The sequence below is a fragment of the Neobacillus phoenicis genome (genome assembly GCF_047302305.1).
In the GTDB taxonomy this organism is placed as follows: Bacteria; Bacillota; Bacilli; order Bacillales; family Cytobacillaceae; genus Neobacillus.
In genome coordinates this window covers 2,365,946-2,392,488 of the sequence record NZ_CP154847.1, presented here as the reverse complement: position 1 = coordinate 2,392,488, position 26,543 = coordinate 2,365,946, and the positions used below count along the sequence as shown (strand labels likewise).

General features: G+C 37.2%; 21 protein-coding genes, 1 other RNA gene and 1 pseudogene. 6 read left to right on the top strand and 17 right to left on the bottom strand.

Annotated elements, in window-relative coordinates:
• Nucleotides 1–4: 4 nt before the first annotated feature.
• The 4 genes and pseudogenes from AA0X95_RS12365 to AA0X95_RS12350 form a co-directional block, all read right to left on the bottom strand.
• Nucleotides 5–916, bottom strand: a complete 912-nt coding sequence (locus AA0X95_RS12365) for a DMT family transporter (RefSeq protein ID WP_413309253.1) — start codon at nucleotides 914–916, stop codon at nucleotides 5–7.
• Complete coding sequence (locus tag AA0X95_RS12360; RefSeq protein WP_413309252.1) at nucleotides 913–2,421, bottom strand: carboxypeptidase M32; 1,509 nt, start codon at nucleotides 2,419–2,421, stop codon at nucleotides 913–915. Before AA0X95_RS12360 ends, AA0X95_RS12365 begins: the two co-directional genes overlap by 4 nt.
• Before the next feature lie 207 nt (nucleotides 2,422–2,628).
• A pseudogene (locus tag AA0X95_RS12355) lies at nucleotides 2,629–2,865 on the bottom strand (DUF2249 domain-containing protein).
• 1,108 nt (nucleotides 2,866–3,973) lie between these two features.
• Nucleotides 3,974–6,337, bottom strand: a complete 2,364-nt coding sequence (locus AA0X95_RS12350) for a nitric-oxide reductase large subunit (RefSeq protein ID WP_413309251.1) — start codon at nucleotides 6,335–6,337, stop codon at nucleotides 3,974–3,976.
• 214 nt (nucleotides 6,338–6,551) lie between these two features.
• Between AA0X95_RS12350 and AA0X95_RS12345 the strand changes: the two genes are divergently transcribed.
• The gene (locus AA0X95_RS12345; RefSeq protein ID WP_413309249.1) at nucleotides 6,552–7,244 is read left to right on the top strand and encodes a Crp/Fnr family transcriptional regulator; all 693 of its coding nucleotides are present in this window, start codon (nucleotides 6,552–6,554) and stop codon (nucleotides 7,242–7,244) included.
• A gap of 307 nt (nucleotides 7,245–7,551) precedes the next feature.
• Here AA0X95_RS12345 and AA0X95_RS12340 read toward each other — a convergent pair whose 3' ends face one another.
• The 8 genes from AA0X95_RS12340 to AA0X95_RS12305 all read right to left on the bottom strand — a co-directional run bounded on the left by AA0X95_RS12340 (nucleotide 7,552) and on the right by AA0X95_RS12305 (nucleotide 16,865).
• Complete coding sequence (locus AA0X95_RS12340) at nucleotides 7,552–9,477, bottom strand: ATP-dependent DNA helicase (RefSeq protein ID WP_413309247.1); 1,926 nt, start codon at nucleotides 9,475–9,477, stop codon at nucleotides 7,552–7,554.
• A gap of 88 nt (nucleotides 9,478–9,565) precedes the next feature.
• The gene (locus tag AA0X95_RS12335) at nucleotides 9,566–10,714 is read right to left on the bottom strand and encodes a THUMP domain-containing class I SAM-dependent RNA methyltransferase (RefSeq protein WP_413309246.1); all 1,149 of its coding nucleotides are present in this window, start codon (nucleotides 10,712–10,714) and stop codon (nucleotides 9,566–9,568) included.
• 176 nt (nucleotides 10,715–10,890) lie between these two features.
• Nucleotides 10,891–11,289: RNase P RNA component class B (gene rnpB / locus AA0X95_RS12330), an RNA gene on the bottom strand.
• A gap of 81 nt (nucleotides 11,290–11,370) precedes the next feature.
• The gene (gpsB, locus tag AA0X95_RS12325) at nucleotides 11,371–11,673 is read right to left on the bottom strand and encodes a cell division regulator GpsB (protein ID WP_413309245.1); all 303 of its coding nucleotides are present in this window, start codon (nucleotides 11,671–11,673) and stop codon (nucleotides 11,371–11,373) included.
• A gap of 139 nt (nucleotides 11,674–11,812) precedes the next feature.
• Nucleotides 11,813–12,370, bottom strand: a complete 558-nt coding sequence (locus AA0X95_RS12320) for a DUF1273 domain-containing protein (protein WP_413309994.1) — start codon at nucleotides 12,368–12,370, stop codon at nucleotides 11,813–11,815.
• A gap of 126 nt (nucleotides 12,371–12,496) precedes the next feature.
• Nucleotides 12,497–12,874, bottom strand: coding sequence for a CotD family spore coat protein (locus AA0X95_RS12315; protein ID WP_413309244.1), 378 nt, complete (start codon nucleotides 12,872–12,874; stop codon nucleotides 12,497–12,499).
• 428 nt (nucleotides 12,875–13,302) lie between these two features.
• On the bottom strand, nucleotides 13,303–14,571 hold the full coding sequence (locus AA0X95_RS12310) for a ribonuclease H-like domain-containing protein (protein ID WP_413309242.1): 1,269 nt from the start codon (nucleotides 14,569–14,571) through the stop codon (nucleotides 13,303–13,305).
• Nucleotides 14,562–16,865 carry a DEAD/DEAH box helicase gene (locus tag AA0X95_RS12305; protein ID WP_413309240.1) on the bottom strand — a complete coding sequence of 768 codons (2,304 nt, stop codon included), beginning with the start codon at nucleotides 16,863–16,865 and terminating at the stop codon, nucleotides 14,562–14,564. Before AA0X95_RS12305 ends, AA0X95_RS12310 begins: the two co-directional genes overlap by 10 nt.
• Nucleotides 16,866–16,992: 127 nt before the next feature.
• Between AA0X95_RS12305 and AA0X95_RS12300 the strand changes: the two genes are divergently transcribed.
• A complete protein-coding gene (locus AA0X95_RS12300; RefSeq protein ID WP_413309238.1) occupies nucleotides 16,993–17,691 on the top strand; it encodes a Crp/Fnr family transcriptional regulator in 699 nt (232 codons plus the stop codon).
• A gap of 40 nt (nucleotides 17,692–17,731) precedes the next feature.
• Here the strand turns inward: AA0X95_RS12300 and hcp are convergent, their stop codons facing one another.
• The gene (gene hcp / locus AA0X95_RS12295; protein WP_413309236.1) at nucleotides 17,732–19,030 is read right to left on the bottom strand and encodes a hydroxylamine reductase; all 1,299 of its coding nucleotides are present in this window, start codon (nucleotides 19,028–19,030) and stop codon (nucleotides 17,732–17,734) included.
• 193 nt (nucleotides 19,031–19,223) lie between these two features.
• Here hcp and AA0X95_RS12290 point away from each other — a divergent pair, with 193 nt between their 5' ends.
• Nucleotides 19,224–19,706 carry an Hsp20/alpha crystallin family protein gene (locus tag AA0X95_RS12290; RefSeq protein WP_413309235.1) on the top strand — a complete coding sequence of 161 codons (483 nt, stop codon included), beginning with the start codon at nucleotides 19,224–19,226 and terminating at the stop codon, nucleotides 19,704–19,706.
• Between the two features lie 54 nt (nucleotides 19,707–19,760).
• Here the strand turns inward: AA0X95_RS12290 and AA0X95_RS12285 are convergent, their stop codons facing one another.
• Complete coding sequence (locus AA0X95_RS12285) at nucleotides 19,761–20,216, bottom strand: YppG family protein (protein ID WP_413309992.1); 456 nt, start codon at nucleotides 20,214–20,216, stop codon at nucleotides 19,761–19,763.
• A 479-nt stretch (nucleotides 20,217–20,695) separates the two neighbouring features.
• Here AA0X95_RS12285 and AA0X95_RS12280 point away from each other — a divergent pair, with 479 nt between their 5' ends.
• Nucleotides 20,696–20,905, top strand: a complete 210-nt coding sequence (locus AA0X95_RS12280) for a YppF family protein (protein WP_309861200.1) — start codon at nucleotides 20,696–20,698, stop codon at nucleotides 20,903–20,905.
• A gap of 34 nt (nucleotides 20,906–20,939) precedes the next feature.
• Here AA0X95_RS12280 and AA0X95_RS12275 read toward each other — a convergent pair whose 3' ends face one another.
• The 3 genes from AA0X95_RS12275 to AA0X95_RS12265 form a co-directional block, all read right to left on the bottom strand.
• Nucleotides 20,940–21,296 carry a DUF1798 family protein gene (locus AA0X95_RS12275; RefSeq protein ID WP_413309233.1) on the bottom strand — a complete coding sequence of 119 codons (357 nt, stop codon included), beginning with the start codon at nucleotides 21,294–21,296 and terminating at the stop codon, nucleotides 20,940–20,942.
• A gap of 87 nt (nucleotides 21,297–21,383) precedes the next feature.
• Nucleotides 21,384–21,659 (bottom strand): hypothetical protein, encoded by a 276-nt coding sequence (locus AA0X95_RS12270; protein ID WP_413309231.1) that lies wholly within the window; start codon nucleotides 21,657–21,659, stop codon nucleotides 21,384–21,386.
• Between the two features lie 340 nt (nucleotides 21,660–21,999).
• Entirely contained in the window at nucleotides 22,000–22,983 is a 984-nt protein-coding gene (locus tag AA0X95_RS12265) for a DUF2515 family protein (RefSeq protein ID WP_413309229.1), read from the bottom strand.
• A gap of 192 nt (nucleotides 22,984–23,175) precedes the next feature.
• Between AA0X95_RS12265 and recU the strand changes: the two genes are divergently transcribed.
• Both recU and AA0X95_RS12255 read left to right on the top strand, forming a co-directional pair.
• Nucleotides 23,176–23,778, top strand: coding sequence for a Holliday junction resolvase RecU (gene recU / locus AA0X95_RS12260; RefSeq protein WP_413309227.1), 603 nt, complete (start codon nucleotides 23,176–23,178; stop codon nucleotides 23,776–23,778).
• Between the two features lie 48 nt (nucleotides 23,779–23,826).
• Complete coding sequence (locus AA0X95_RS12255) at nucleotides 23,827–26,394, top strand: transglycosylase domain-containing protein (protein WP_413309225.1); 2,568 nt, start codon at nucleotides 23,827–23,829, stop codon at nucleotides 26,392–26,394.
• The last annotated feature ends 149 nt before the right edge of the window (nucleotides 26,395–26,543 follow it).

Genomic DNA, 26,543 nt, shown 5'->3' with positions numbered 1-26,543 from the left:
TCAATCATTGGATTGAAGCCTTTTCTTCATATATTGGTTTTGAATGATTTTTTGACCGATTTACTATTAATACAGATAATAGAATTAAGGAAGTACCGATAGCCTGTGTAACACCAAACCCTTCTCGATAAAGAAAAACGCTTAAAAGAGTAGCTACTACAGGTTCAACCGTTGCAATAATAGCAGCTTTACTAGTGTCTATCTTTTCAAGTCCTTTTGTATAAAGTAAATAAGCCAATACCGTTGGAAAAAGCCCCAAACCAATACCGTATAGAAGAACCTCCTTACTTACAAGTAAGGAACCCTTTTCCCAAATATTTGTTAACGGCAGTAATGTGATGGATGCAATGACAAACGTATAAAAAGTGACTGTAAAGGGTTGGTATTTTTTTAAAGCAAATTTACCAAAGATACTATATAAGGCGTATCCAAAGCCGGCACCGAGTCCTGTTAGAATTCCGATAAAGCTAAATTTTGTTGCATGAAAGCTTACTCCGGCAACCATTGCACACCCAGCAATAGTCCCTAAGACTGAAAGTAATTTTATCGAATTCATTTTCTCTTTTAAAAATAGAAAGGATAAAGCTGTAACAAAAACTGGGGCTGTATATAATAGAATGACAGCAATTGATAAACTCATCTGATTAATTGCAGAAAAGTAGCACCAATTAAATAACACAATGCTGCAAACTCCGGTTCCTATAAACAATTTAATATCCATCCATTTGATTTTCATCTGGGACGAATATTTACTGATACCTAGGATTCCAAGCAATACTGCTGCAGTAACTACCCTTAATGTGACAATCTCCATCGGTGTAAAACCTAAATCGGTAAGCTTTCTAACAAATATGGCAATAATCCCCCATAATGCAGCACTACAAGAAATGAGAATAATTGGAAGGAGCTTTTTCACTGAAATTGATAAACCTTTTGATATTTATCAATGAGATACTCAATTAAATAATTTGCATTTAAGCCCTCACCTGTAACATCTCTTAATATTTCAAGTGGTTTCTTTAATTTTCCATATTGATGAATATTTTTCGTTAACCACTCTTTAATCGGCAGCAAATCCCCTTCTTCTACCAATTCATTGAAATGGGGAATTTCCTCCTGCATCTTATGCTTAAATTGCGCTGCATACATATATCCTAATGCATAAGAAGGGAAATAACCAAAGCTTCCTCCTGCCCAATGAACGTCCTGGAGAATGCCCTCCGCATCACTCTTCGGAACAATTCCCAAGTACTGTTCATACATATCATTCCAAATCCGAGGAAGGTCCTTCACTTGCATGGATCCATCAAACAGACCTTTTTCTATTTCATAACGAATAATGATATGTAGAGGATAAGTTAATTCGTCTGCTTCAATCCTAATAAGGGATGGTTTAGATTCATTAATAGCTCTGTAAAAACTTTCAATATCAACTTGATCAAATTGCCCATTTGCGTATTTTTTTAGGCAATCAAAGTTATTTTTCCAAAATGGAAGGCTTCTACCAACAATATTTTCGTAGAATAGGGATTGAGATTCATGAATACCCATGGATGCAGCAGAACATAGAGGTGTGCCGATTAACTCTTTTGAAAAGTTTTGTTCGTATAAGGCGTGGCCACCCTCATGAATGGTACCAAATATAGCTGTCCGAAAGTCATTTTCATCATACTTTGTAGTGACACGTACATCCCCAGGATTCAGCCCAATCGCAAATGGATGAACAGTTTCATCCAGCCGTCCAGCCTGAAAGTTATAGCCCATCTTTGCCAGGATTTCTAAGCTGAATTCACGTTGACTTTCCTTTTTAAAAGTTTTAAATAAGAAATCTGTATTTGGCTTATTATCTGCTTCAGAGATTTTCTTTACTAAAGGAACAATCCTCTCTCTGAGTTTACCAAATACATCATCCAGTACCTCTGTCGTCATACCTGGTTCATACATATCTAACAAGACATCATATCTCTTTTCCGTATGCCCCCAGTAACTTATGAACCTTCTTGTCATCTCAACCAGCTTTTCTAAATACGGACTAAACATGGCAAAATCAGCTTTCTCTTTCGCTTCCTCCCAAACACTCTCTGCTTTGGATTGGATAATCACAAACTCTTTATATTCTTCTGCTGGAATTTTTTTATTACGTTCATACTCTTTTTTGCACTCTTCAAGAATTTTTTTTGTTGTTTCATCTACTTCAGCTTTTGATAAATTTGCTATGTATGCAGCCATTTCTTCAGAAGTAGACATTTTAAATACTTCCGAAGATAGCATCCCAATTACTTCTGACCGCTGTTCAACCCCCTGTTTGGGAGCTCCCGTTCTTAAATCCCAATAAATAACGCCAAGTGCTTCATGATAGGCAGTCATTTTTTTTACATAATCCAAAAATTCATTTTCTATTTGAATATCCTTTGCACTCAAAGCATTGCCCCCTTTCATAACGTTTAAATTTTACCATATAATTCTGAAAAGTTGGCTTTTTAAGATTAATAATAATAAAAAAAAACAGAAAGAGTTTTCTGTTGTAAAATATATTCATAGGGAAAAAACTGGAAAACAAATATTCAAACGTAAAATGATTAGAAAGAGTTAAGTAGCCTGGAAAATTCAAATACAAAAATTCTCAACTTACTTTTTACCGATTGCAACTTTCCATATTTCAGGACCCTCTTCAAGGTATTCCCAAAAAAATTGCTCAGGTCGTTCCATCATGAATTAGTATAAAAGTGGTCTCGGATCATGATCATTAACAATCATCATAGTTTCTCCTGATGATAACTCATCAAATCCGTTAAAGATTGTTGGATGCTTTTCACGTGGTGGATAGTGTGGCACATTGATTACCTTTACATATGTTTGCAACATTATCACACCAAAGAAATGATTTTGTTAATACTTCTTTCTTAGTTAGGGGGTTAGAAAATTGAAGGAATTAGTAGGATCATGCAAGAGCTGCAACAAGGAAATATACTGTTTAGATGGGTTTTTTAACGGCATCCATACAGAAAGTAATGAGATACTTTGTTTTGAATGTTACAAAAATCTCCCGGAAAAAGAAAATCCGCAAAGCTAAACTTTGCGGATTCACAGGCTGTCGAGAAAATTTCGATAGCCTTTTTATTTTATATGAACTCATTAGCAATTTACCGCATTAACATACTTTAATATTATTAATATATTGGGCCATTCAATAAGTATTTTGATTTCCGCTCCAGGCGGCTTCGCTTTCCGCGGGCGTGCCGGGGAGCCTCCTCGTCGCTTCGCTCCTGCGGGGTCTCCCCTGCCCCGTACTCCCGCAGGAGTCTCCGCCGCCTTCCGCTCCAATCAACAGTGTGTATCCACTTATAACCTTCCATTAAACTAATACATAATAAAAATAAGTGGTGAAATCAATGTTTTAGCAAAAGAGTTTAGCCATAGTGAATATGAATTTGTGTTCCAGACGACCACCTTCTTCGCTTGATTGAAAATTTTGATTTTTCTTCCATTCTAGAAAAAGATCGTCCTTATAAATTTAGAATGGAAAAAATTGAGCGAAGCTTTGCAGAATCGAAAGAGCTACATGTGCTTCGCCACTGCCGGTTACGGTGATTGAAAAATGGAAATGAATAGGCTCTCCTTACTACTGCATGCCAAAATATAAAAAAGATTGCAACAGATTTAGCTAGGTTAGAAAAGGGTGTGTGCAATTCTCCAGGTTTATTTACCCCTGTTGATTGGTGCGGAGGGTATTCGAATCCTGCGGGATGTAGAGGTCACTCGAGACACCAAAGGCGCCAAAGCGCCGAGGAGGCTCCAGGACCTCCCCGCGGAAAGCGAGTGCCCGGAGTGGAAATCAACAGGCCTGTTAGCATGGACAATCTTTTAAGAAATATCAGTATTTTAGGGATGCTAAAAATGGAAAATTACCTAGAGATATAATCTTTCTCAACAATCAGAAAATCCGCAAAGCTAAACTTTGCGGATTCCATAATTAATCTTCGTCTATTGAAAGATCTTTAACAGGAAGCTTCTCTTCTTCTTTATGAGTTGGTTTACGTAAGTTAAAGAGAGCTTTAATACAGAATAATACTAATATCAATACACCAATAAGGAAAATGGTGTCAGGAACCGCACGCCATGTTAATAGAGTTTGCACGATATCCTTTTGAAGGAATGATGCAGAGCGGCTTGCTGCATAACCATGATAGAAGGCTTCTTTAATTTGAATGAAACCAACTGGTAGCAATGATAGGAATACCATACCTGCAAGACCAATATTTAATAAAATACAGCTAATTTTAATCAATTTATCATTCCAAGCCTCTGGCTTAACAATGTTTCTTAATGAATATAATAGAACTGCTACTGCAAACATTCCGTATACACCCATCATGGATGCATGGCCGTGTGTTGGTGTTAAGAATTGTCCGTGTTCAAAATAGCTTACTGCTGGTAAGTTGATTAAGAATCCAAGTACACCTGCACCAACCAAGTTCCAAACTGCGACAGAGATCAAGAACCAGAATGTACCTTTATAAGGGAAATTAACTCCACCCTCACGCATCATTTTATATTGCTCGTATGCTTCAAGGATTAACAAGGTTAATGGAATAACTTCTAAGGCTGAGAATACCGCGCCAAGTCCTAACCATACTTCTGCAGAACCATTATAATAATAGTGGTGACCAATACCGATTACACCGCTGCCTAATAGCAGAATTAATTGGAAGTATAATTGTCTTACTGTTGATTTCTTGGTTACAAGACCTAATTGAACCATTAAGAAACCAATGACAACAACTGCAAAAACTTCAAAAATACCTTCTACCCATAAGTGAATAATCCACCAGCGCCAATAATCTGCGAATGTGAAACTAGTACCAGGATTGATAAATAATGCAAAGATATAGAATGCCGGTACAGCTATCGCTGAGTAGAACAATAGGTGGATTAGTCCACCCCGATCTGTCTCACGCTTTAGACCTGCTTTAACACCTCTAAATACAATGAACAACCAAATCAACATACCAACAATTAATATAAGCTGCCACACGCGACCGAGTTCAATATATTCCCAGCCAGTGTGACCGAATAAGAACCATTGATTTCCTAAGTATCCATTTGCTCCAAGCCATTCTCCAATCATACTGCCACCCACAAGGACAACTAGAGCCCAGAATAAAATATCTACCAATAAGCCTTGTTTCTTAGGCTCATAACCGCCGACTAATGGAGCTACATAAATCCCCATACCTAGCCATGCTGTTGCAATCCAGAAAATAGCAAGCTGTAAGTGATAACCCTTTGAAATATTAAATGGAAGAATGTCATGGATCCACTTAATTCCAAAGAAACTATCAGGTTCAATATAATAGTGAGCTAGTAACGCACCAAACATACACTGAACAAAGAATAATACAGATACGATGGTAAAATACTTCCCTGATTTTACTTGAGAATTCGTCACTGGCATTTTACGTAAATCAATGTTTGGAAACTTGCCTTCTTTATAAGCCTCTTGCATACCAAACTGATAACGGTAGAAGAAATAAAGAATAATACCGATCATTAAAATAAGGATTGTTATACTTGCACCGCTCCACCAAATAGCAGAGAAGGATAATTGATTTCCAGCGTCTTCATAGTATGGCCAGTTATTTGTATAGGTGATTTTATCCCCTTCACGAACGGTACTTGAAAGCCACGCCGTCCAAAAGAAGAAATCTGAAATTTGTGTAATCTGATCACCACTGGCAACATATGCACGGTCCTTAGTAGGCATATCTTTTTCTTTAATAAGATTTGCCTTTAATCCCCAGCCGTCACCCTTTGTAAAGATATCCTTATAATAAGCTCTCACTTTTTCAAGTCCAAAGGCTTGAGCATTTGTTAGCTCCATTGTATCTTTGCTGCTGTCATATCTATTTTTGCGCATTTCTTTAATTACTTTATTTTTAATAATGACTTTTTCATCTGCATTTAATTTTAAAAAATCGTTGCCATATTCTTCATTAGCTTTAAAATCCTGCATACCTTCTGTATAGATTTTTAGAGCTTCAGCCGTATAGTCTGGACCCATATATGATCCGTGTCCTAAAACAGTTCCATAATCCATTAATCCATATTTTTGAAAAACTGCCTGACCTCCCATAATGGAGTCTTTAGTGAATAATACCTCGCCTTTTTCATTTGTAACCTCTAATGGTCTAGGGGCCTGTTCCTTAAATATCCAATAGCCTCCAGCTAATAAAACAGTAAAACTAAGTAAAATGGTAATAATTAAAGTGGATTTCAACAAGGCATTTTTATTTGCCTTTACCACTTTTTTTGCCGGTGTTCCCCGCTGAATTTCCATACCCTTTCATCCTCTCATGTTTCTTTACACTCGTATTGTAACTTTGATAGCAATCTCACACAGTGAAGCGCCTCATCCTACCCCTGTGATATTTATCACGCAACCGAGAATTATTTTCAAAAAGATTGTTAGCTATGACTGAGGTCACATAACTAGTGTGAAATCCTTGCTACAATGTAGCTAAATTGAATTACTAATATGAAGGTGATGTTAAATGAAGCAATCAGATATTATCAAAAGACTATCCGAGGTCCCGATCTTCAAGGAATTATGTGCAGAAGAACTTGACCCCATCGTAAAAATTGCACAAACCCGATTTTATAAACATAAGATGTATGTTTTCATGCAAGACGATCCACTTGATAGAGTCTTCTTTATTCATAGTGGAAAAATTAAAATCTATAAGACAGACCAAGCTGGGAAGGAACAAATTATATCGGTTCTCGAACCAGGAGAGATGTTTCCACATGCTGGATTCTTCAGAAAAGGTAATTTCCCCGCACATGCGGAAGTTATGGAAGATGCTCATTTGGTGGTAATACCTATAGATAAGTTTGAAGAAATATTAATTTTCTATCCGGAGCTCTGCATTAAACTTTTTAAAGTGTTAGGGGAAAAAATTGTAGACCTTCAAGGAAGATTAGAAGCGCAAGTTCTTCATAACACATATGAACAGATCATTTTATTACTAATTAGATTGTGTGGATCTAACGGTGATAAGGTTGGAGATCGATATCGGCTTACTACTCAATTTACGAATCGAGAATTAGCCAATATGATTGGAACTTCTAGGGAAACCGTAAGCCGCACAATAAATCAAGTGAAAAAGAAAGAATACGTAATACAGGACGATGAGGGATTTTACTTAATCGACCGTGAGGCACTACAACAGGAATTATTCTATTAAAATTAGAGGAGTGTTTTAAATGTAACAACGGATTATTGAACTGGATGTGCGCGAGGATTTAAAAAATAGGCTATGTTAAACATGGCTGTTGATTTCCGCTCCAGGCACGAGCGGTTCGTGGGTGTTTCGGCGAGCCTCCTCGGTCCGATATTGTGTTCAAGGACTTGAAGAAACAAGAAATGTAGAAGTTAATCTTGTTTGGGAACCAGCATGGTCCCCAGAAAAAATGACAACTGAAGGTCTAAAGTTATTAGGGAGTTTAAAGAATAGCGGAAGCACCTTAATTGGCTGCTTCCGCTTTATAAGTTTAATTTTCTTTGCCTTCGGTAGGTAAGGCGTCGTTAACTTTTTGTAAAACTTCAGGATTTATGTCTTCGTCTAAAAGGATATGGACCATTCCCTCGTCGGTTTCACTTCTGATTAAGCGTCCAATTCCCTGACGCAGGCGAAGGAGCATATAAGGTAAGTCCACCTCTTCAAATGGATTCGCCACTCCTTCTCTTTTAGCAGTAAAAACAGGATCATTAGGTGGATATGGCAGAGAATAGATAAACACGTTTTCAAGTGACCTACCAGGGATATCAAGACCTTCCCATAGATGAATGGAACATAGGATAGCCTGCTCTTCATTTTGGAACCTGGAAACAAGCGTACTTATTTCTTCATCACCTTCAAAATAAATTGGATATGGAACTTCCCCTACTAATTTACTTTTTAAGTAGGTCAGTTCTTCTTTATTATTTAAAAGAATAAGTGCGCGACCCTCGGTTTTGTGGATCATTTTTACAAGGTAATTTGTTTTTTCAATAAGATTTCCAGTTGAAAATCTTGGAAGATAGATCTCCATTTTTTCTTCATAATCAAATGGAGATGAAACCGAAAATGACAGGTAGTTCTGTACACCAAGACTTTTAGCAATATAATCAAAGGACTTTTGATTAGCCAGTGTTGCTGAAGAGAAAATAAACGGTTTCTTTTGGGAAAATACCTCTTCTCTCATCACTTCTTCGACCATTTTCGGCATAATGACAAGTGTCCTTTCGCCCCTGTTCTCTTCAAACCAAGTAATTCCGTTTAATTCTTGTAGAAATAGCGATAAAGAATACGTAATTTGTTCTAAATACTCTTCTACAATTCTTAGGTCATATTCATTAATAACATATAATTCACTTTCAAATACCAATTCTTCCTCTAACGCTTGAAGAGTCGAGAGCAGTTTTCTGCAAGATTTCATTACTAATGGATGTTTAGTAATTATTTGTTTTTCTGAGCCTACTGATTGAGAGGAAAATTGTGAAATCGTGTTAAAAAATGCTTCATTTTCTAGTAAAGCTTCATCAATCATATACAGTGTCTTTTCACGTACTTCGTTTTCCATTAACCTAGTTAACAGTGTTTCCAATGTGTAATCGGTAAAGCGATAACTTAATGCTTTTTGTGCGGCATATTCAAGTAAGTGCCCTTCATCAAAAACAACAGATGAGTGCTCAGGTAATAGCGGGAGCTGCCCTTCCCGTTTTCGTGCTTCTTTCGTCCAAACATGTTCCATATAAAAATCATGCGAACAGATAATTAAATCTGTAGAATGACGATAATATTCCCTGTGTAATGTCAGGCCACATCGATGGCGTTTCTCACAGGAAAAACAATCCTGTAGTGAATCCCAATTTACATTACTCCATTTGTCATCAGAAAGACTCGGAAACTCCCTTCTGTCACCATATTTCTCGAACGCTTGCATAGAGCTTCCTGAGTGAACAAAATCAGGTAATTTCTCATAGATTTCAGAAATATCATCTGAAAAGTCATTATTTCTTACTTGATCCAGCTTTTTTAAACATAAATACTGATCCCTGGATTTTGCCAACCGAACATCGATATTTAATTTGAGGACTTTTTCCAGTTTCGCAATGTCGCCCTCTTTTTTCACAAGTTGCTCAATTAACGTCTCATCAGCACAAGCAATGATTGCAGGTCTATTGGTATACCGAGCGTACATAATCGAGTAAAGTAAATAAACAATCGTTTTTCCTGTTCCAACACCGGCTTCAGCAAACATTATTTTTTTGTCCTTGAACGCTTTTTCAAGTTGAAAAGCCATGAAAATTTGCTCATCCCTTAATTCAAAGCCGGCTTCTGGCAAAATATCATAAAATAAATCGCCGATCCATTCACTTAATTTGTCATAAAAGGATTCTGTTTTTGAGACTTCAAACGGCATCCGATTTTGCATAATATCCCTCCAAAAAAAGAAGAGCGCCTCTATTAGACACCCTAGTTCTAAAGAACTATTCTTCTTTTTACTATTTAATAATAGCTAATTACTTCAATTCCTCTTGTCTTGGTGGACGCTTTCCCCAGTATTGATAAAGATCTGTTCTAATAAAACCATTGAAAAGCTTTCTTTTCTTTGTAGCTGGTTTTCCGTAGAATTGCTCAAATTCCTCATTCGAAGTCAGCATATAAATGGACCATGTATCAAGCTTGCTAAATGCTTGACCCATTTCTTTATACATTTGTTCAACAGCCTTCTTTTCCCCCAGTCTTTCACCGTAAGGAGGATTTCCTACAATTACTCCATATTCCTTCGTTGTAGAAATATCTTTTACTTGCATTTGCTTAAATTGAATGAGATCCCCAAAACCAGCCTCAAAAGCGTTTTCTTGTGCGATTTTTACCATTCGGTGATCAATATCTGTACCTAAAATATCTAAAGGCTGGTCATACCTCGCCAAATCTTCTGCTTCATTCCGTGCATCATCCCATACCTTCTGAGGGATCCAATTCCAGCCTTCAGAAGCAAATTCTCTATTAAAGCCTGGTGCTATATTTTGCCCAATCATGGCAGCCTCAATTGGAATCGTTCCTGAGCCGCAAAATGGATCCATGAACGGACGGTCAGCTTTCCAATTTGTAAGCATAACAAGGGCAGCTGCAAGCGTCTCCTTTAAAGGTGCCTCCCCTTGATCAATACGGTAACCTCGTTTATGAAGACCCTGACCGCTAGCATCAATCGTAATGGTAGCAACATCCTTTAGCAAAGCAACTTCAATACGGTAAAGAGCACCATTTTCTTCAAACCAGGTACTTCGCTTATAATGATTTTTCAGCCGTTCGACAACAGCTTTTTTAACAATTGCCTGGCAGTCAGATACACTAAATAACTTTGATTTGACTGATTTACCGATCACAGGAAATTCCGCATCCTCTGGCAGGAATGTTTCCCAAGGAAGCGCTTTTGTCTTCTCGAATAATTCATCGAATGTAAATGCCTTAAATTCCCCAACTTTAATTTTTATTCTATCTGCTGATCGCAGCCATAAATTACTGCGGGCAATCGCAGATTCATCTCCCGTGTAGATGACCTTTCCATTCTCAACCTCACAGTCGTACCCTAACGACCTAACCTCTTTTGCAACTAGTGCTTCTAGTCCCATCGCAGCAGTGGCGATTAATTGATATTTTCCCATGTTTTCACCCTTAACTTATTACATGTATGTATTATTTAATTTACAGAATTGACCTATGATTCGCTATCATTATTGACAAAAAGCTCTTAACGAATGCAACTTACTTAGTAAAATAATAAAAAAGCTCCCCTATCAGGAGAGCCGTTAATATCCAGCATACTTTCCCATTAATAACGTTCTGTAAGCCATGTTCTGTACCATAGTACTGCAAGCGACTTTTAGTCTCGTACTTAGGTGGTAATCATCTATCTACAGATTCATAATGAATCTGTCCTTCTCCTCGTTCAATTCCTTAGAGAAAGCGCCCCTACCATAATTTGGGTTTCTCGCTCGTGGGGTTTACCCGTTCCACCCTTTCCATTTCTGGAAAGGCTACGTCACTGTGGCACTTTTATAGGTATTCATACCATATCCTAAAGGACTTAGGTATTTTCCCGGCCGTCAACTGGATGCTAGACCCAGCTGCCCTAGCTTATGATTTCGCTAGGCACGAACACTACGAGCATCGCAGCTCGTGCGAGCATGGACTTTCCTCTACAAGTTGCAAAAGCACCTTGCAGCGATTACCCGAACGTCATTAATGAAGACATTTATTATTATATGTAATTCATGCTGTTTATTCAATGGTTATTATTAGGAAATGACAGTACAATCTGTTAATCGTAGAGTTTATTGCCAAAAACATGTTTTTCTAAGTTAGATAACCGCTTTAAAATATCGAAGTTAGTTGTTCCAGCAGGTTGTGCCACTGGCTGTCTTTTCGAACTATCTTCTACTTGTTTACGCAGTCTAAGATTTTCTTGCTGTAAATCCTCGATTTCCTGATGAAAGGTTTCATAATCCTTAATAATTAAATCTAAAAATTTATCAACGTCTTCTTGTCTATAACCACGTACACCAGTCTTAAACTCTTTTTCTAAAATATCCTTAGCCGTTAACTTTACTTTATCGGAAAGCATTAAAATCACCTCAGTATTCGCCAATCATTACCTATTATTTTTTCAAAAATAAGTCCTTTTGTCAATTTTCTTTTTGTTTTGAGTAATGAATGATTTATGAAACATTCTAAAAATATGCAATTAGAGTAGTAAACATACCCTAAAAATCCATTTGTTTTAATTGTTCTTCATCGACAATCATTTGTAAATCGTAAAACGTAATTAACTCTACAGGGTACTCATGATTTTTTTGAAATTGTAAAGCCATTTCATACAGGTATTTTGGGCTTCCGTCTTTTTCTAGATCAAAAAATAGGAGAAGACCGTCGCTCTTTTCAATAAAAAATTGATTTTTTAATCTAAATTGCCATGGCTTTTCATACCCCTTTTTTGTTACAGAATCAATAAAATCTGCTCTAGCAAGAACGGATTCGTACCATTCTTTGTTATTTTCATTCCAGGATGCTTGTTGGTCAAGGAATGGGGTGATGACTGCCAGTTTGAGCCCAGGAAAATCGGTTTTTAAATCAAACAAAACTTCTGCTGCCCACAATTCTGCTCCCAATTGTCCGCTTATAAGGACCCATTCTAACCCCTGTTCTACCATAGGAAGTAATGCCTTCTTAAAAGCAGCTTTAATATATTGAGTAGATGGGTGGTCCTTCTTAAAAATTCCTAATTCAAATGGTTTATATCCTGAAATCGCAAGCACTTTTATCAAAGAATGTTCTCCTTTTCATAAGAAATTTTTTAATTAGGACAAACACTTTTATTAAGCAAGCATATAATAAAGTAAACAGAAAAAAAACAAGGGCTAAAAGCCCTTGCAATTAGAACAGTCTTCTTAAGGACGAGGTCCCATGAATGGTCCTGGTGCGAAGCCTGGTGCACCTGGTCCAAAGCCTGGGCCTCCTGGTCCAAAGCCTGGGCCTCCTGGCGCAAAACCTGGTGCTCCCATGCCCGGCATCATATTTGGCACGGCATTTGGAGCTGGCATCACTCCTGGTGCACATGGATTACAGCAGTTAATATGCTGATTACATACCTCTTCGCAACATGATGCTGTTTGTGGGCAGAAGTGTTTATGTTGGTACATATGGTGATTTACCGTTGTAGTGTGTACTGGATGAATATGTGGCACCACCGTTGTTGAAAATGTGTGGTTCACAATTTGTTGTGTCGGATGAATGACTGGCGGCGCAAAATTAGTTCCTAAATACATTTTATTGCTCTCCCTTCAGATATTCTGTTTACATTAACAGCCTATGTTAAAGGAGTTACTCTTGTACTAAGGAAAACACCTATTTTTTACAAATCAGAGAATCCAAAGAAGTCTAATTGTTTATTAATGTTAAAATGGACAAGCAATCTATAACATCGAATAAAAGCTATCTTTCAAGCTTGTAAAAACAACAGCAGTCAAACATACGACAATAAAAAATAAGAATAAAATGGCTTTATACAAAATTACCAGCTCCATAAGTTTTATAGTCGTTTTTTCTCAATCCAATTTCACATTTTACCTTGTTCAACTACAATAGACAATATGGAATTGCTGGTTTTTTAAAATTAATTGTTAAGATTTTGTGGCAATCAATCGAACCATGCCGAAAATTAATAATTAACAAATGATTTTGACGAATTTTGCGCTTACCTGGGAAATTTCGCAAATTTTCGTTTTAATCGTTCTAACCTGTTTTTAAGCTGTTCTAATGAGATTTGTCCATTTAAAGACTTGTGATTTTTCGATTGAATTATGAGGGTTATCGCTTTTTGACAATATTCAATTGCACGGCGGTACTCTTTCTGTCTATGTTCAAAAATTTTAGCTACCTCTACACAAGCTATCAATATCATCTCTTCCTCATCCGATTCGACAACATCCTCGAACAATTTCCGTGCTTGCTCCCAATTCCTCTCTTTTTTAAATTGGTACGCAAGGGTAAGCTTAGCCTGAAATGACGTAACATCTCTCTCTGTAGTAAGCTTAGTCAATACTTTTTCAGCTTCCTGCTTCTCTCCTAATGTGGAATACCAACGACCCACCTCATATGTTTCAGCCCTTGTCTGATTATTATCGATTCCACACAATTGAAAGGTTAAATGGGTATACAAAGTAACGAGCGAAAGGATGTCAACTTCATTATGTTTTAATATACCAAGCATCCCATCAGGTTGATTACTTTCAATAAAATCAAAATAAATCATAGGTGCTAAGAATCCTGGAATATCATCAATTCTTTCAACACTCAATACCTCTTTTTCAACAATAGACAATTTTAAGCGCTCTAATTTGTGCTTCCATAGCCTTCTTGCAGCATGGAATAAATCAAAGTGACCAAATTTTGGCAACTTAGGCACATGCTCTCTCACAAGCATGTGTCTTGTTTTCACCTGTGGCCAATCAAACGATTTCCCATTATAGGTCACTAATGTTTTATAGTTGACGTTTTCCAAAAAGCTTTGGTATAACGGAACCTCCGCTCCCGGATGGGGAAGAATATGCTGCCTCAAGATTAGTTCTTCTCCCGAAAAACTAGCATACCCAAGCAAAAAGATCGTATTCCCCACTCCACCACCAAGACCTGTTGTCTCTGTGTCAAAAAAGAATAATTCCTCTGCGTGATGTCCTTGTGCTGACAAGGGATGATTAATAGACTGTCTATTCCATACATCTACTGCTGTAAGAAAATCACCAAAACAGTATTTTCCATGCTTCTGTGAAAGGGGGTATTTAACTTCTCTAATCAAACAGTAATCCTCATCCATAAAATACGGGAAAACACCTTCTTGCTCCCATTGTTTCAGGTAAGGAACTTCCTTGACAGGGATGTCCGTTGGGAGAGGTTTTTTAACCTCTCCTGTTACTCCTGCTGATAAATGAGGTTTTAGCCGATTTAACTTAGTTTTTAAAGACATGTCTCCACATCCTTGTCTATTTCCGAAACACGAAGAAATGCTTCAAGAATGTTTAAGGCATCCTTTTTAGCTGTCTCACTTACTGTATCTGTTCCAATACATGACGGACATCCTGATTCACATTGACAACGATTAATCATGTTTTTTGTTTCTATAAACACCATTGACATACCCGTGTATAATTTCTCACTTAAACCAATTCCACCGGGATAGCGATCATAGAAAAAGATGGTTGGCTTTTCATTATGATCCGCTTTTACTTGTGGGATCACATGGATGTCTTGAGGGTCAGCCATTACAAATAGAGGTGCGATAGACCTCAGTGCATGTGCCGTACCAATCAGTCCCTGTTCAAGCCGCTCATGTCCCATTTCACCAAGGGGTCTATTTAGTGAAATCCAAGCCGCATTGGTATGAAGCTCCTCTTCTGGAAGATGGATGGGCCCGGAACCGATATTTTCATGTGTTTCAAATTTAATTTTTTTAAAAATTGTTGCCATAGCCCTTACACTTACATCACCAAAACCTATTTCTGCCTCCTGTAATGGTAGAAGTTTGTCCACTTCTAATACCTTTAATTGAACGGCTAAATTAGCATCTGTAAAATAGTCTACGTCCACTTCCCTCACGAACGCCTTTTTTTCTTCCCAATCCAATTTTTCCACTTGATACTGGGTACCTTGATGTAGATAGATGGCCTCATCATGTAGGAGTGTCATTGCGGAGAAACGGTCCATTTCTCCAATGACTTTCACATTTGCCACATCCGATTGATCAACAATTATCACATTCTCTTGAGATGCCGATCGCAAACTAATGTTATGTGCAGGGAATGAATCATTCATCCAGAACCATTTATCCCCATTCTGATATAGAATTCTTTCCTCTGTTAAATACTCCAATAGTTCTTCCGTTCCTACAGATCCAAATTGTTCTCCTGCTTTAAATGGCAGCTCGTATGCAGCGCATTTCATATGGTCAATCAAGATAATCAGGTTATCTGGATTTATCCTTGCTGTCTCGGGGCTCTTTTCCAAAAAATATGCAGGGTTTTGAATGATATATTGATCTAGTGGGCTTGAACTAGCCACCATTATAACAAGAGCTTCACCATGACGTCTTCCTGCCCTTCCAGCCTGCTGCCAAGCGCTGGAAATAGTTCCTGGATAACCAGTCATAATGCAGACCTGGAGTTGGCCGATATCAACTCCTAATTCAAGTGCATTTGTGCTAACAACACCGTATATATCACCTGAGCGCAGCCCCTTCTCAATTTTTCTTCTCTCTGTTGGAAGATATCCTCCTCGATAGCCCATTATGGACTTTGCCCCTAACTGATTCTTTACCAACTCCTGCAAATATGTCAGGATGATCTCAACTCTTACTCTACTTCTCGCGAAAATAATCGTTTGTATTTTATTTTTTAACAATTCTCCGGCTATTTTTCGAACCTCTAGCGTTGCACTTCTTCTAATATTTAACGGTTTGTTTACAATGGGTGGATTATAAAATAGAAAATGCTTCCTTCCACTGGGTGCACCGTTGTTATCAATTAGATACATTTTATCTTCTGTTAATTTCTCCGCAAGTTCTAATGGATTTGCTATGGTTGCAGATGTACAAATAAAAACGGGGTTACTTCCGTAGTAACGACATATTCTCTTCAATCTTCTAATTACATTGGCAACATGACTTCCAAACACTCCCCGATACGTATGGAGTTCATCAATAACAATGAATTTAAGGTTTTCAAAAAGAGACACCCATTTAGTGTGATGCGGAAGGATCGCTGAGTGAAGCATATCAGGATTTGTAATTACTACATGTCCTGCCTGTCTTACCCTTTGGCGAATAGTAGCGGGTGTATCGCCGTCATACGTATAACTATTAATATCTACCCCTGCAGCTTGTATAATTTCATTAATTTCACTTTTTTGGTCCTGAGCGAGCGCTTTAGTAGGGAATAAATACAATGCTCTCGAATTAGGATCCTGTAAAATCGATTGGAGAACTGGGAGGTTGTAGCAAAGGGTCTTCCCAGAAGCCGTAGGTGTAACAGCAACGATACTCTTCCCAGCCATAGCTTTCTCATAGGCTGATTTTTGATGGGTATATAGCTGCTCTATTCCCTTTGTTTTTAATGATTGTATCAACACCGGGTGCAGCTCGTCTGGGAGTGAAACAGATTGTGCGGTTTTTTCCGGGATCGTATGCCAAGTAACAATATTTTCTTTAAAATCTTCCTTTAATTTCAAATCTATTAACATTTCTTGCAGACTTTTCTTTCCATACATGCTCTTCACCTCGTTACTTCTATTCCAGCGAATGAACGTTCGTAAAAAAAGTATATCATAAAAATAAACTATTGATGGAATTTTTGTTACAATAGAAGATAACTGAAATAATTTTGTAGGTGATAGAATGAAAATAGAAGCAATTAAGAAAGTTCTTTCTGAATTCTCGCTTTTTCGAGAATTAAACGATCTGGAATTAACAAAAATAACTGACATCGCAATTGCCCGAGATTGGAAAAAACAGAGCCATGTTTTCCTTCAAGGGGACCCACTTGAAAATGTTTACTTTATTTATGATGGCAAAATTAAAATTTACAAAAGTGATATTAACGGCAAAGAACAAATTGTAGCAATAGCAAAAAAGGGAGAAATGTTTCCTCATGTTGGATTTTTTAGAAAAGGAGATTACCCTGCTTATGCTGAAGTTATCGAACCATCCACACTAATTGCTGTTCCAATATCAAAATTTGAATCCGTGCTCATAGAAAACCCTGAACTATGTATAAAAGTATTTAAGGTACTAGGTGAAAAAATTGTAGATTTACAAAACCGATTAGAAGAACAAATTTTAAATAATACGTATGAACAGATTATTAAGCTGATCATACGTATTGCACAAAAGCACGGTCAAGAACAGGGTGATGGAACTATTCTATTAAAATCAGAATTCACCAACAAAGACTTGGCCAACATGATTGGTACTACACGCGAAACCATCAGCCGTACACTCACTAAGATGAAAAAGGATGAATTAATCGAAGTAGATGAAGAAGGCAATATGATCCTTGACTTAGAGATACTAATGGAAGAAATTCATTTAATCTAATGAATCAACAAAAAACCCGCCAAAAATGACGGGTTTTTTGTTATTTTACAGCAAGCTGAAGCATTTCTTCCATATCTTCTTTTGCAGTACCAATCAACTTTAAATTAAATGTTTCTTGAAGAACCTGAAGAACTCCTTCAGAAATAAATTCTGGCGGCTTAGGTCCAATGCGAATATCTTGTATGCCTAAACTGAAAAGTCCTAGTAAAATAGCAACCGCTTTTTGTTCAAACCAAGATAATACTATACTTACTGGAAGCTCATTAATTTCACATTCGAAAGCATCAGCTAATGCCATCGCAATTTTCACTGTTGAACCGGAGTTATTACATTGACCAAGATCGATGTATCGTGGAATATTAGTCCCAGGCACAACCCCATAATCCACATCATTAAAGCGGAACTTTCCACAAGAGGTAGTTAATATAACTGCTTCTGGTGGCAGGGATGTTGCAAGTTCACGGTAATAATCACCTCCATGCCCAGGAGCATCACATCCAGCAATAACAAAGAACCGCTTAATCTTCTCTGTTTTTACCGCTTCAATCACCTCAGGTGCTAAACCTAAAACAGTTTCATGATGAAACCCAGTTAGTAATGTCTCATTTGAATCTACTGCTGCTTCAGGAAGCTCTAATGCTCTCTCAATTAAAGGAGAAAAGTCATCGTTCACAATTTTTTCTACATGCTCTAGCCCGGCCACTTCATATGTAAACATTCTATCCGCATAAGTCCCTTTAATAGGCATAACACAGTTAGTAGTTGCCAGTATAGCACCAGGAAATGCCTCAAAAAGACGGCGCTGATCATACCATGCTTTACCGATATTACCTTTTAAGTGAGTATATTTCTTTAATGCAGGATAACCATGAGCAGGCAGCATTTCAGAGTGAGTATAAATATTTATGCCTTTACCTTCTGTTTGTTTCAATAACTCTTCTAATGCAAAAAGATTATGTCCAGTAACAACGATACATTTACCCTCAATTTTATTTTGACTTACACGGATAGGTTTAGGTATTCCTAGACGGTTTGTATGGGCTTCATCAAGCATTCCCATTACACGAACAGTTGCCTGCCCTACTTTCATCGCCATTTCGATATGTTCCTGCACGTTAAAGTTAGAATTGGTTAACGTTAAGTATAATGCTTCATGTGTGGTTGCATCTACAAAAGCATCTGTATATCCCAGTTGATTAGCATGTGTGCGATAGGCTGCTATCCCTTTTAATCCAAAAATAATCGTATCTTGTAAACTGGCAATGGTTTCATCTTTCCCACATACTCCAATAACTTTACATCCACCTGATGGTGTTTGTTCACATTGATAACAGAACATTTATTTTTTTTCCTCACTTTCCTAAAACTACTGCCTAGCATACAAACAAACACTCATTATTAATGTGATATATATCACAGAAATTCAAGTTGTAATAAATCGTTCAAAAGTTTATAGCCATATTATGGCGACACCTACCTAGTTTCATCTGCATATAATATGGAGTGAAATATTGGAAAGAGGGGGAACTATTATGTCATCTATGCTTCCAGAAGATAAAAATAACGGAAAGAGACCATTGCCCGAGCCTTTTCGTGATTTGTTTAAATCGATGAATGATTTCTTAACCGAAAAACCAGTAAGGGGATTTTTACAAACAATTGATGATTTCTTTAAAACTCCTTTTCCAGTTGGATCTGGTTTTCATGTAGATACGGTTGAAACAGGAAAAGAATATATCATCACGGCTGAACTTCCTGGGGTAAAAAGAGAACAAATCAATTTAAATATTACGGGAAATTACTTAACCATTTCAGTAGAAAATAAAGAGCTAGAAACAGAGGAAGACGACATAAATAAAATATATCGCCAAAGATTTACTCGACAGCAATCATCCCGGACCATTTCACTTCCACATGCAATCAATGAAAAAATGGTAAAAGCCTCCTACAAGGACGGCTTACTACAAATTAAAATCCCGCAAGAAAAAGGAAAGATTATTGAAATTGAAGATTAAAAAGCAATAAAAGCAATGAGGCTGACTCAAGTAGCTATGAGTCAGCCTCTTCTATCATACTTTAAAAATTCCACCAAATCCTTTTACAAGCGACGATACTTGATTTACTGCATTCATCATTTGTCCTGCTGTATTTACCATTTTCGTAAAATCTACCGATCCATCTTGTGACTTAAAGGAATTTAATAATGATTGTACTCCACCTGGTTGTTTAGGAATCATATTTGATTTTGGATAAGGATTCATTACCGGGTATCCATTCATAGGCATATAGGATTGAGGAGGATTCATTTCCTCCTTTGGCTGCAAAGGGTTTTGGAAAAGAAATTGCGAATCCTTTTGAGAATATGGTTGATTCTGGTATGTCGCATTTTGTGGAACATAGCCTGGTTGATAGTTTTGATTATATGGCTGAAAAGTCTGCGGGTAATATGGATTTTGTTGTTGAAATGGATTCCATTCATAATTTTGAGCTTGAGTTTGGTAAGGATATGGCTGGTTTCGATTCATATACGGTTGCTGCCATTGAGTGCTTACCGGATCTTGGTGCATCATTTGCCCCGAGTATCCATAATTAAAGAAATGATTTGGTCTTTTTCCACCGATCATGGGCAAACATCTCCTCTTTATCTTTCTCTATTACACAGTTTATGAAGAACAGAATAAAAAGGTGATTATTTTATAGCACTGTTCTGTAAAACTAGTCTGTTGATTTCCGCTCCAGGTGCTTCGCTTTCCGTGGGCGTTTTGGCGAGCCTCCTCGGCGCTTGCGCCTGCGGGGTCTCCCCTGAACCGTACTCCCACAGGAGTCTTCGCGCCTTCCGCTCCAATCAATAGGGTATAAAAATCAACACTGTTCTTTAACACAGCCTCTAGCAAAGGACATTGTCTAATAAAGAGGAATTTTGTCTAAAGTTTAAATATTTTAAAAACTAGGAATCCTTTCTTTTCGTGTTACGATAGTAAAAAGGATGAAGGAGGAGCTAAATATGGACATTCACGAATTAAAAAGCAAATTTATTCAAAGTCGGGACTATCAAACAGATGACGTTAACGCATTAATGGATTTTGCTAAGAAGGCGTATATTCACAACGAAATTAGCATTAAAGAATATCGCCTTCTTGTCCGTGAGCTTGAAAATCAAGGTGCGGTAATTCCTAAGACAGAAAGCGAAAACTCCCTCATCGAAAATTCATAAACACCTATTAAAGAGATGCCTCAGCATCTCTTTTCTATTTTTTTATTTCTTTTATTACTTCCTGCAAAAAATAGTCAACTGTACGATGTGCATTTAAAAACCTTGTTCTACTAGTTTCAGGAAAGAATGCCTGAATGGATAATTGCTCAATATGTTCTGATGTTGTGTCAATTTGCTTTAAATGTAGATGTTTATGATCGCTCATTGTCAGCCATTTTTTCATTTCTTTTTTCCACTCTTCATTTATGCTTTTCACTTCATCTGAAAACGGTTTAATTACATCGTTAAATTCATACTTTATGCCTGTGTTCCGACCTTCCTGGTAATATTTCATGAATAATTGGTTATAATTCAAAAGTTTTTCTGTTAAATGGATAACTTCTTCTAACATTTCTTTTATTCCCTTCTACTAATACAAAATAAAAAAGTAGCCGATTCACATTGCTACTTTTAACAAGTACTATTATTTTAGCGGTAATTAAAAGCCTAATTCAAGTTTTAGAGCTTTTGCTACTTGGTTGTTTTCTGTGTACTCATCCAATATCCCTTGAGTAACACTTGGGTTTTCTATTTTCTTTTCTATAGCTGAAAGTTTTTGGACGGGTATCGTTAATTTTTCCTGTTCCTCTTGATTTAAACTGTAGCGAAGGTCGGAGAATGATGCTTCAAGAACGGACTCCAATTCTTCTAATTGATCGTATATTTCTGTCAGCATGGTAAGCAATTTTTCCTTTTCGGACAGTGGCTTATTCATTAATAAATCCTCCTCGCATTATTCTATTAGGTATAATTCTCCTTCTTTTATAGGCTTCCTTCTCGCATGACAAAACTAGAAGCAATTCGTCAAAGATAGTGTCAAAACTGCATAGTAGCTTTAACTTTTCGACATTATTTAAATTCGCATGAAAAAATCAAAAACCGCACAAGCTAGTATAGGAGGTGTTTTAAATGGCACAAAACAAAAACCAAAACACTAAACAAACACAATCAGAAGCAGGAAAAAAAGCAGGCTATGGTGATAAAAAGCTTGATGGACCAAATCGTCCATCTACTTAAAAAAACAGCTTTAAAAAGCAAGGGGAACCTTGCTTTTTCTATTCCCATTTTTTCAATTGTAATACTTGATGGAGTGACAGCATTAATTGAAGCTGGTGAGACTTCTTAAAGTACCAATCAGTAAGATGAATGGGATGACGATGCCGGGCAGGGAAATATAACCAAACTGGGGATACTCTTCTCTCTAAACTCCAGTCATCGTAAGCACGCTGATGATGTTCAATAACTGGAAAGGTTGCTCTTAGTATAGGAGTCCTTCTAACTGTTTTCACTTTGAAATACTGTTCATAATCAAATCTTGAACCAGAATGGGGTGTTTTCTCCGCAAACTCCAAAAAGTATGGAAACAGTCTTGGATGAAATAGTATACTCGCCAATCTTTTCCCTAGATTGATTCTCTTAGAAAGCGATTTAAATCCATTTACACTTGCACCGTAAACTTCTCCCCCGCATGTTGGAAACAGCACACAGCTAAAATGGAGCCAGTCTTGGAAAGAAAAAATCATAGAATGAAATACCTTTTTCTTATACACAGGATGTTCAATCACAGGCGTATGGATTACATTTTGCTCATTAATTATTAAAGCTCTTGTAAGCCTTTCCTTATCATTATTAATCCAGTATCTTTCCCACTCTTTTTGTATAAAGGAAGATACATTGAAATAGGGAAGTAAATGAAACATTGGTCGATTTATTTTCGTCGAATATTGGTAAAGCAGCAATTGTGGAAAAACGTCATGGAAAATAAGCCAGTTAGCACGCTCGTACGTAAGAAAAAGCTGTTTCCTTACTTTTTCTGCTAAAAGATGAGGAAATATAGTTCCCTCGAGGTCACACATATTCCATCCGCCGTTTCTTGAAACCATACTTGCAAGAAACGACCAAATGATATCGGGGTTTTTTTTAAAATATATAAAATAGGCATCTGTTCTTGATACGTTATCGAGGTTTTTCTTATTCGTTTCATTTATAATTTGACGAATGATTGATTGTTCCTGTATCGTAAGGTGATTCACATTCATTGTTCATCTTCCCTTATATTTTTTAATAGAGTATGAGTCCTATGGATTGACGCCTTTTAAGAAAAATGAATCATGATTATGTATGCCTTTCACGGTACAATTATTATTAGAGTGTGTTAACAACTATATTTTATACACCTCAATTACTCTAAGATTTGGTATGATAGGGATTAGCTTGAGAGGTGCAAATATATGAATTTTAACTATCCAAATGGAAAAAAATACAAACCCAAGGAACAGGAATCTGGAAATACAACCCAAATAAAGAAAAATAGTTCTTATAGTAATCGAGGTATGACACTAGAGGAAGATTTAAATGAAACGAATGAATACTATCGTGAAAGAAAAATAGCGGTGATTCACAAAAAGCCTACACCTGTTCAAATCGTTCAGGTTGACTATCCAAATCGAAGTGCTGCGGTTATTAAAGAAGCTTATTTTAAGCTTGCGTCTACTACTGACTATAATGGGGTATATAAAGGGAAATATATTGATTTTGAAGCAAAGGAAACACAAAACCCTACCTCTTTTCCTTTGAAAAACTTCCATGAGCACCAAATTCATCATATGGAAGAGGTCATTTCACAGGGAGGTATTTGTTTCGTTATTCTTCGTTTTACCAAATATGAACTGGTTTATTTGCTAGAAGCAAAACATCTGTTGACATATTGGGAACGAATGAAAAACGGAGGAAGAAAATCAATTACCAAAGAGGAAATTGAAGAAAAAGGTCATCGCATTCCACTTGGATTCCAGCCAAGAATTGACTATATTAAAGTAATAGAAAGACTATAGAGTTTCAACCAATGGAAAAGTGTTAGTTAGAAAGGAAGGAATTATCATATGTCTGAACAATACCAATCAAGAGAGGAGCGCCGAAAGAAACTCCAATCCAAAGGAAAACCAAAAGCCAAGAAAACATCAGGCGGACTTTTTAAAAAAATATTTTTAAGCCTTGTTGTTCTTGGAATCGTAGGTATTATTGCTGGAGTGGGGACTTTCGCCTATTTAGTAAAGGATGCTCCCAAACTTGACCCTAAACTATTGAAAGATCCGATCCCTTCTAAGATATTAGATAAAGATGGCAAGCCGATTACTGAAGTAGGGGCCGTAAACCGCGAATATGTTAATTATAAGGACATACCAAAGCAAGTTGAAAATGCTATTTTAGCTACTGAAGATTATCGTTTTTACAAGCACCATGGGATTGACCCCATTCGCCTTGGGGGAGCTGTTATTGCAAACCTCCAACACGGATTTGGTGCAGAAGGCGGTAGTACCATTACCCAGCAGGTAGTTAAAAACTCATTTTTAACTCATGAAAAAACATTAAAGCGAAAAGTTCAAGAAGCATGGCTTTCCTATAAACTTGAACAACAATATACAAAACACCAAATTTTTGAGATGTATGTAAATAAGGTGTTCGTATCGCAAAACAGTCACGGAATTGCCACAGCGGCCAAAATTTATTATGGCAAAGAACTAAAGGATTTAACGTTATCTGAAGCAGCTCAAATTGCAGGGATGCCTCAAAGCCCTAATAACTATAATCCATTTACACACCCTGACTTGGCTGAAAAAAGACGGAACATTGTCTTAACCTTAATGCATCAGCATGGATATATCACAAAAGAGCAAATGGATGACGCTAAAAAGGTTTCTGTTGCATCCACTGTCTTACCACCGGATCAACGTAAGTTAGATGAAGACCCTTATGGTGCATTTGTTGATACTGTCATTGATGAAGTAAAAGCAACTACCGATTTTGATATTTTTACAGATGGTTTAACGATTTATACAACCTTAGATACGAATGCCCAAGATTATGTCGAAAAAGTCCTCAATTCCAAAGAAGGAATTATTAAATACCCAGATGAAGAATTCCAAGCTGGTGTTGCACTTTTAGATACAAAAACAGGAGAAATTCGTGCCATTGGGGGCGGACGGAACCAACAAGTAAAACGGGGATTTAACTTCGCAACCAAAGCAAAACGCCAACCAGGTTCGACAATAAAGCCTGTCCTTGATTACGGTCCTGCGATTGAATATTTAAATTGGGGAACATATGAAATGATTGAGGATAAACCAATTACTTATTCTTCTGGTAAAAAATTTGGGAACTGGGATCAGAAGTATAAAGGTCCAATGACGATCAGAACTGCCCTACAATTATCAAGAAATACACCAGCCGTCCAAGCTCTTCAACAAGTGGGATTAGATAAAGCAATGGATTTTGCATTAGGTCTTGGAATCCCGCTAAAGGAAATTTATGAATCCTATGCTATTGGAGGATTTGGTGGAAAAACGGTAGGTGTCTCTCCTATAGAAATGGCTGGTGCCTATAGTGCATTTGGAAATAATGGTGTGTATACTAAACCACATGCTATTAAAAAGATAAAATTGCGTGATGGTACAATGATTAGTTCAGAACCTAAACCGAAGGTAGTCATGAAGGATTCAACCGCTTTTATGATTACAGATATGTTAAAAAGTGTTCTCGTTTCACCTGGAACAGGAACAAGAGCGAAGGTACCAGGACTCCCAATCGCTGGAAAAACAGGAACGACAAACTATTCAGATGAAGAAATGAAACTTTGGAATATTAAAAGCAGTAGCTCCGTCCCAGATGCATGGTTTACTGGATATACGACTAATTACACCGCATCGATTTGGACAGGATACAAGGATCGCTCAACACCAATTACAGCTGTCGGAGACAATCAAAGAATTGCACAGCTAATCTTCAAAAATCTTATGGCCTATGTTTCAAAAGATATCGAAACACCGGATTTTAAGATTCCTAACAGTGTGCAAAAGGTTAGAATTGAAAAAGGATCTATGCCTCCTGTACTTGCTAGTGAATATACACCGGATAGTGAGATCACTACAGAATATGCTGTAAAAGGTCATGCTCCTAAAAAGGTATCTGAGAAGTATACCAAACTTGAGGCGCCGGCAAACGCAGCTGCAAAATATGATGAAGGAACTAAAAACATTACATTAACATGGAATTACAACAACCCTAAAAACTTACCAGTTACGTTCGAAATTACTGTCAATGATGGTTCTGCTCAGAAGAAATACACTCAAGCAGAAACTACATTCATGCTACCAGCAATTCCAGGGGCAAAATATTCCTTCTCAATTCTTGCAATTGTAGATAATAAAAGGAGTGACCCTGCTACTACTGCCATTGAGATTCCTATTCCTGAAGTTGACCAAGGGAATGGGAATGGCAATGGGAATGGCAACAACGGTGAAGGAAATGGAAATAATGGAAACGGGAATGGCAACAACAATGGAGGCGGCAACGGGAATGCCGGTGGAGAACAAGGTGGAACCACTCCTCCGGCTACACTTCCAGTAACTCCTTCAAATGGGCAAAGTTCGGGTTCGCGTGACCCTTATTAAGAATAAGGCTCTACCCTGAATAACTGTGGATCACTTTTAGCAGTTATTTCATTCATTGATTTGTAAATACTTTTGCATGGATGTCTGTTATCAGTCATTGTTGATTTTCTTGTAGGTATGAAAATCATATGAGGAGAAATTCCCTCTAT